Here is a 6,547-nt window from a genome sequence, read left to right as displayed (position 1 = left end):
ATCTGTAGGAGCGGCGTCAGCCGCGAAGCCCGTGGTCCATCCGATTGCAGGCATCGTTTCTATTTCATTGCTGTCGGCTTCGCGGCTTACGCCGCTCCTGCGATGCTGCTTGTGAAGCCCCTGCCGAGCATGGCTCGGCACTACCGGGTTACGCGCCCAGCCAATCTCTTGGGACCAGGTATTCGGCCAGGCGTGCTTCGTCGCTGCCGGTGTCGGGCTGGTAGCCATATTCCCAGCGCACGCGTGGTGGCAGGCTCATCAGGATGCTCTCGCTGCGGCCGCCACTCTGCAGGCCGAACAAGGTGCCACGGTCGTAGACCAGGTTGAACTCGACGTAACGGCCACGGCGGTACAGCTGGAACTCGCGTTCGCGCTCGCCGTGCGGCGTGTCCTTGCGGCGTTCGACGATGGGCAGGTAGGCGTCCAGGAAGCCGTCGCCAACGGCCTGCATATAAGCGAAGTCGTTTTCAAAATCGCCGTGCAGGTCGTCAAAGAACAAGCCGCCAACGCCGCGGGTTTCGTTGCGGTGCTTGATGAAGAAGTACTCGTCGCACCAGCGTTTGTGCGCGGCATAGCGATCGGCGCCGTAAGGCGCGCACAGATCGCGGGCAATCGTATGCCAATGCTGCACGTCCTCGTCGAACGGATAGAACGGGGTCAGGTCGAAGCCGCCACCAAACCAGGCGGCCACCGTTCTGCCATCCAGCTCGGCTTGGAAGTAGCGCACGTTGGCGTGGGTGGTGGGCAGGTAGGGGTTGTTGGGGTGGAACACCAGCGACACGCCACAGGCGCGCCAGGACGCGCCTGCCAGCTCCGGGCGGTTGGCCGAGGCGGAAGGCGGCAGGCGGGTGCCGGCAACGTCCGAGAAGCCGATGCCGGCCTGCTCGAACACCGCGCCATCGCGCAGGATGCGGGTGCGGCCACCACCACCTTCGGCGCGCTGCCAGCGGTCCTCGTTGAAACGGGCCTGGCCGTCGGCCTGCTCGATGGCGGCGCAGATGCGGTCCTGCAGGCCGGTCAGATAATCGCGTACGCGGTCGAATTCGTTCATGTGCGTACTGTAGCGCAGGCCGCCGCCGTGGCCTGCGCGCCAGGCCTTACTTGCGCAGCGACTTGCCTTTGCTGGGCGCTGCCGGTGCTTCAGCCTGCTCCTCGTTGTCGAGGTCTTCGGCGGCACGCATCAGCTGTGCGCCCAGGCCGAGCATTGCCCAGTCAGTGGTCTCGTATACATCGCAGGCCACATGCGTGCCCTTGCCATCGCGCTTGCAGACGGACAGCAGCTTGCCGGGGATATCCTCATCGCCGGTGTTCTCGTAGACCGTGCGCAGGTTTTCGCAGCCGACGCGGATGCCGGCCCGGCACAGCTTCTGGTAATACGGCGCGGCGGCCTGCCAGTCACCGGTCAGTGAATGGCGGTGGCCGAGGGCATTGCAGCCCTGCAATTTGCCACTGTCGCAGCAGGCCTGCGGGTCGTTGCCCAACGGGCAGTCCTGCGGCAACGGCAGTTCGGCAAATACCTTGGGTGCGCTGCACTGGCTGCTGCCACCGGTACGCTGGTAGACGGCGTAGCGGTTCCACTCGTCGATGCCGAGCAGGCCGCCGTTGCGCAGCGCCTTGAGTACGAAGTCGCCACCCTTGTCGTGGCGGATATGGATGGCGCCATCCTGCAGGCGTGCGCGCAGCTCGCTGCCCATGCCCATCGTGACCAGGCCTGCGTTGCCAAAGCCGAGCTCATCCATCAGGCCGATGCTGGCCTTGTAGTCGCCGCAGGGCAGGTTGCTGGCGGGGCCGACATCTAGGTCGGCAACGCTCAGCGCGGCCAGGTTCTGTGCGCGCTTGCAGGTCATCTCGTCGGCGCCGGCGGTGCAGGCCAGCTGCAGGGCTTCGCGCGCGGGCAGATAGCGCCCGGCGTCCCAATGGGCATCGGCGACCTTGCCGCAGAAGTTCGCGTCCGGGTGGCTGCGGCACAGCTGCAGCAGTTCGTTCAAACGCGGCTCGGTCAGGACCACCGTGTTACTGCTCAAGGCACCGGCCAGCGCCTTGGCCATGGCGATCCCCAACACTTCCTTGGCCGCTGCCATACAGGCCGCTTCGTTGTACTGCGGATTGCCTTCCTTGCAGACGGCAGGCTCTTCCAGATCCGGGTCAGGCGCTGCCGCCTGTTGCGCGGCCTGGGCCTCGTCGCGGTAGCTGGACAGCAGACGCTCGCAGGCGAAGGGCAGGTCTTCCTGGCACCACTGTGTCAGCTGCTGCGGCGTCGCCGAACTGGCGTTTTCGATGCAGCTGTCGATATTGGCACGGCAGCTGTTGGCGGGCGGCGTGGGCGCGGTGCTGCAGCTGCTGCTGGCATCCAGCACGTAATCGCCGAGGCTGCCGGTGATGCGCTTGCCGTCACGGCTAAGGCTGTACTCGGTGCTGAAACCATTGGATACGTCGGCGGCATGCAGGGTGCTGCCCTGCTGGCGGATCACGTACCGGGTGGGGGCCAGGCCTTCATAGCGCATCGAGGCCTGGCTGCTACTCTCAATCACGAAGCGGGCCGAACCTTCTTCGGCGGTATAGCTGCCGCAGCTCAAGGTGGCGGCAGCGGCGGGCAGGGCGGCCAGGGCCAGCAAGCTGCTGGCCAGTGCAGGCAGTAAGCGTTGGAACGACATGAAAACTCCGGAGTAACTCAACGAAACAGGGCGCGTACGTCGGGGCGGCACAGTTTGACCACCAACCAGGCGTGCAGACCGGCCAATGCCAGCGCGGCGGCAGTGCCGGTGATCAACGAGGTCCACAAGCCCATACGCAGCTGCAGGCGCATTTCCAGGCCCTGCGGGGAATTGAGGAACTCTGCCGGCACCATGGCCTGCATGCTGTCGAACATGGTGTGGATCAGCGGCAGGAAGGCGAAGTTGGCCAAGGCCACCAGCACCAGGAAGACGATGAAGCCGATCCGGCCCCATTCGCGGTGCTTGAGCAAGGCCCAGGACACGGCAAGGAAGATGATCGACAGCAGCAGGCACAACAGGCTCAGCGAAACCGCGTGCTGGTCCAGCCAGATAAACGCTGGCGGCACTGGCAGGCCTTCGTTCTGCAGCACGCCGACTACGTCGAAGCGGCCCATCAGGCCGACCAGCAACAGCTGCAGCAGATTCCAGGCGATGGCCATGACCGCCATCACCAGTGACAGCTTGGCGGTGACAGCGATGAACGATGCGGCTGCGGAGGCTGCGGGAGGAGCTGGAAGCTGTGGCGGGCTCACGGTAACTCGCTGGAAATAGGGTGATGGAACATGCTCGGCCTCAGTGGGCGTTGCCGCTGGCTGCAAGGGCGGCGCGTGCTGCGGGCAATACATGCAACGCACTCAGCGGCGCCAGCTTCACGCCATGCGGTGGCTGTAGCGGGATCCACGCCAGCTCGGCGATCTCGGCCTGCACCTGCGGGTTGCCGTTGATGCTTACCAGGAAGGATTCGCCCTGCACGCGGCGGCCGGGTTCGTTGACGGCGGCGTCCTCGAAGCTGCCCAGCGCGACTGCCTTGCTGCTGTCGATCTGCACGCCAAGTTCTTCGTGCAGCTCGCGGCCGAGGGTCTGCAGCGCGTCCTCGCCGGGCTCGCGCTTGCCGCCGGGCTGGATGAAGGTATCCGAGCCGTGCTTGCGCACGACCAGCACGCGTTGCTGCGGATCGAGGATGACGGCGGTGACGATGCGGATGGGGGATTCAGCGGTGGACATGTGCTTCCTGCGGTAGGGCTCCGTGATGGGAATGGTACTGGAGGCTTGGGTGGTGTTGGGTAGAAGCAAGGGCAAAGGAAAAATCAAGATCAAGATCAAGAGCACCCCTCCCCAGCCCTCCCCTGCGCTACGCGCAATGGAGGGGGCAAGGCCGCTCCCTCCCTTTGGCGTAGCCAAGGGGAGGGTTGGGAAGGGGTGCTCTTCGCTGTTCGCAAAAATCATCCACCATGCCCACAAACAACAAGGGCGCCTCGCGGCGCCCTTGTCGATGCTTACTTCAGTTCCTGCTCGAACAACTTCAGGATGCGCTTGTACTGGTCAAGCCAGGAATCAGCACGGGTGTAGCCGTGGCGTTCCAGCGGGTAGGGCGCGATCGACCAGTTGTCCTTGTGCAGCTCGATCAGCTTCTGGCTCATGTTGATCGAGTCCTGGAAGAACACGTTGTCGTCCATCATGCCGTGCGCGATCAGCAGGTTGTCCTGCAGGCCGGCGGCATACTCGATCGGCGAGGAGATGCGGTAGGCCTCCGGGTCGATGTCCGGCGTGTTGAGGATGTTGGCGGTGTAGGCGTGGTTGTACTGGTGCCAGTCACCGACCGGGCGCAGCGCGGCGCCGGCCTTGAACGTGCCCGGCGAGCGGAACAGTGCCATGTAGGTCATGAAGCCGCCGTAGGAACCGCCGTAGATGCCGGCCTTGCTGCGGTCACCCTGCTTGGTCTCGATCAGCCAGTCCAGGCCGTCCAGGTAGTCTTCCAGCTCCGGATGGCCCATGTTGCGGTAGATGGCGGTGCGCCAGTTGCGGCCATAGCCTTCGCTGCCGCGGTAATCCATGTCCAGCACGATGTAACCCTTCTGCACCAGCAGGTTGTGGAACATCTGCTCGCGGAAGTAGTTGGAATAACGCGCATGCACGTTCTGCAGGTAGCCGGCGCCGTGCACGAACATGGCGATCGGGTACTGCTTGCCCGCTTCAAGCTTTTCCGGACCGTAGTACTTGGCCCAGACGTGGCCGGCGCCGTGCTTGGACGGCACCTGCACCATCTGCGGCTGCACCCACTCGCGTGCCTTGAATTCGGCGCTGCGGGTGTCGGTGAGCTTGCGCGCTTCGCCACCGCTGACCGGCAGTACGGCCACCTGGGCGGGCAGGTACGGTGCGGAGTAACGCACCAGCAACTGCTGGCCGTCGGGTGACAGGCTGAAATCTTCCACGCCATCGAGCGCGGTCACTTCGCGCACGGCACCGCCGTTGGCGTTGACGTTGCACACTTCGTAATCGCCCGGCCACTTCTGGTTGCAGACGAAGTAGAAGCTGTTGCCGTCGGCGCTGACCACCGGTGCCGAGGTTTCCCAGTTGCCCGAGGTGATGGCCTTGGGCTTGGCGCTGCCACTCTGCGTGTACAGGTGCGAATAACCGGATTCTTCGGACAGCAGCCACAAGGTGCGGCCATCCGGCATCCAGCCGTAGTCATTGAAACCCCAGTTGATCCAGCCGGCGTCGGTCAGCCGATGGCGGCTTTCCAGACGCGCGCTGCCGGCGCTGGTGGTGGCGATCCAGCGGTCCTTGTTGTCATTGGCACGCAGCATCAGTGCGGCCTGGCTGCCATCGGCATTCCAGCGGATGCCGCCACCCATGAAGTCGCTCATCAGTTCCAGCGGACGGTTGCCCTTGAGCGCGTCCTTGCCGGCCTTGCGGCGCAGCTCGGCCAACGGATCGGTAGCGATGCCGGGCAGGTTGTCCAGCGACAACGCTTCCACCTTGCCGGTGATGGCATCGGCCAACCAGAACGCATGCGGTTCCGGATCGTTGCGGCCAACGCGGGTGCGGGTATCCTCGGCTTCTTCGTAGCCGGATTCGGTCACGTACAGCGGCATCTTGCCGCCGCGGCCTTCGTCGTAGCCCTTGGGCTTGGTCACCACGATCAGGTGGCGGGCATCGGGCGAAAGTGCGCTGTCGACAATCTCGACGTCGGCACCGAGGAAGATCGGCGCCGGTGCGCGGGTCGGATCGGCCTGGCGCCAACGCTCGCCCTGCTGGCGCAGTTCATCGCGCTGGGCGCGGTCGCTGCGCAGGGTGGACAGGGTGCGCATCTGCTGGTCGCGCAGTACGTCGGCCTTGGGTGCATCGGCCGGGTTCTTGTCGGCCTTGAGCTGGGCAACCTGGCTGGTGATGCTGGTGCGCGGGTTCCAATGGAACCAGTTGTTGCCCACTTCCCAGATCACGCCGCCATCGCTGGCGAAATTGACGCCGCTGGCGCGTTCATTGCTGCGGGTCAGCTGGGTCAGGCTGCCGTTGCGCAGGTCGCGCACGAAGACGTCGCCATTGCGGACAAAGGCCATGCGCTGGCGGCTGCTGTCATAGACGCGATCAGCCGCGTCGAGGGTGCCGCGCTGGTCATCGGCGACCTGCTGCGCAACCCCGCCGGCCAGCGGCAGGCGGAAGCTGTCACGCACGGCACTGCCCTGGCGCTTGAGCGTGTATTCGACCTGCTGGCCGTTCCACGACCACCAGGCGGACTCCACCGGCGGCCCGATCCAGTCCGGGTCGGCCATCGCCTGTTCGATGGTGATCGGCGTGGGCGCAGCATGGGCGTTGCCGAAAGCGGTCAACAACAGCAGGGACAGGGGCAGCAGCTTGGGCATCATTCGGCACCGGTGAAGAGAACCGGGCAAGGGTAGCAGCAGGCCCGCGCGGCGGGCTGGGCCACAGGTCATGGGCGCAGGGTTCGGCAGCTGAGCTGCCGGAATCGGCAATGTTTGTGGTCCCGTACTACGTGCGCGGAGGGCGGCTCTGCTCCCTCCCTTGCGCCATAGGCGCAGGGGAGGGTTGGG

The 6,547-nt window shown here is 65.2% G+C and carries 5 protein-coding genes; all 5 read right to left on the bottom strand.

Features of this window, described 5'->3' with window-relative positions:
* Nucleotides 1-148 precede the first annotated feature (148 nt).
* Complete coding sequence (gene hemF, locus ABB27_RS17570; RefSeq protein WP_057630348.1) at nucleotides 149-1,051, bottom strand: oxygen-dependent coproporphyrinogen oxidase; 903 nt, start codon at nucleotides 1,049-1,051, stop codon at nucleotides 149-151.
* A gap of 46 nt (nucleotides 1,052-1,097) precedes the next feature.
* On the bottom strand, nucleotides 1,098-2,654 hold the full coding sequence (locus ABB27_RS17565; protein ID WP_057630346.1) for a hypothetical protein: 1,557 nt from the start codon (nucleotides 2,652-2,654) through the stop codon (nucleotides 1,098-1,100).
* A 17-nt stretch (nucleotides 2,655-2,671) separates the two neighbouring features.
* Nucleotides 2,672-3,247, bottom strand: coding sequence for a hypothetical protein (locus ABB27_RS17560; RefSeq protein WP_057630345.1), 576 nt, complete (start codon nucleotides 3,245-3,247; stop codon nucleotides 2,672-2,674).
* A 40-nt stretch (nucleotides 3,248-3,287) separates the two neighbouring features.
* Nucleotides 3,288-3,719, bottom strand: a complete 432-nt coding sequence (locus ABB27_RS17555; RefSeq protein ID WP_057630343.1) for an NUDIX hydrolase — start codon at nucleotides 3,717-3,719, stop codon at nucleotides 3,288-3,290.
* Nucleotides 3,720-3,991: 272 nt separating this feature from the next.
* Nucleotides 3,992-6,358 (bottom strand): S9 family peptidase, encoded by a 2,367-nt coding sequence (locus tag ABB27_RS17550; protein ID WP_083491369.1) that lies wholly within the window; start codon nucleotides 6,356-6,358, stop codon nucleotides 3,992-3,994.
* Nucleotides 6,359-6,547 lie beyond the last annotated feature (189 nt).

The organism is Stenotrophomonas terrae (genome assembly GCF_001431465.1).
In the GTDB taxonomy this organism is placed as follows: domain Bacteria; phylum Pseudomonadota; class Gammaproteobacteria; order Xanthomonadales; family Xanthomonadaceae; genus Stenotrophomonas; species Stenotrophomonas terrae.
This window is presented reverse-complemented; position numbering and strand designations above follow the sequence as displayed.

Coding starts and splice junctions, on each gene's coding strand:
- hemF (WP_057630348.1), bottom strand. CDS start 1,051: ATGAACGAATTCGACCGCGTACGCGATTATCTGACCGGCCTGCAGGAC.
- ABB27_RS17565 (WP_057630346.1), bottom strand. CDS start 2,654: ATGTCGTTCCAACGCTTACTGCCTGCACTGGCCAGCAGCTTGCTGGCC.
- ABB27_RS17555 (WP_057630343.1), bottom strand. CDS start 3,719: ATGTCCACCGCTGAATCCCCCATCCGCATCGTCACCGCCGTCATCCTC.
- ABB27_RS17550 (WP_083491369.1), bottom strand. CDS start 6,358: ATGCCCAAGCTGCTGCCCCTGTCCCTGCTGTTGTTGACCGCTTTCGGC.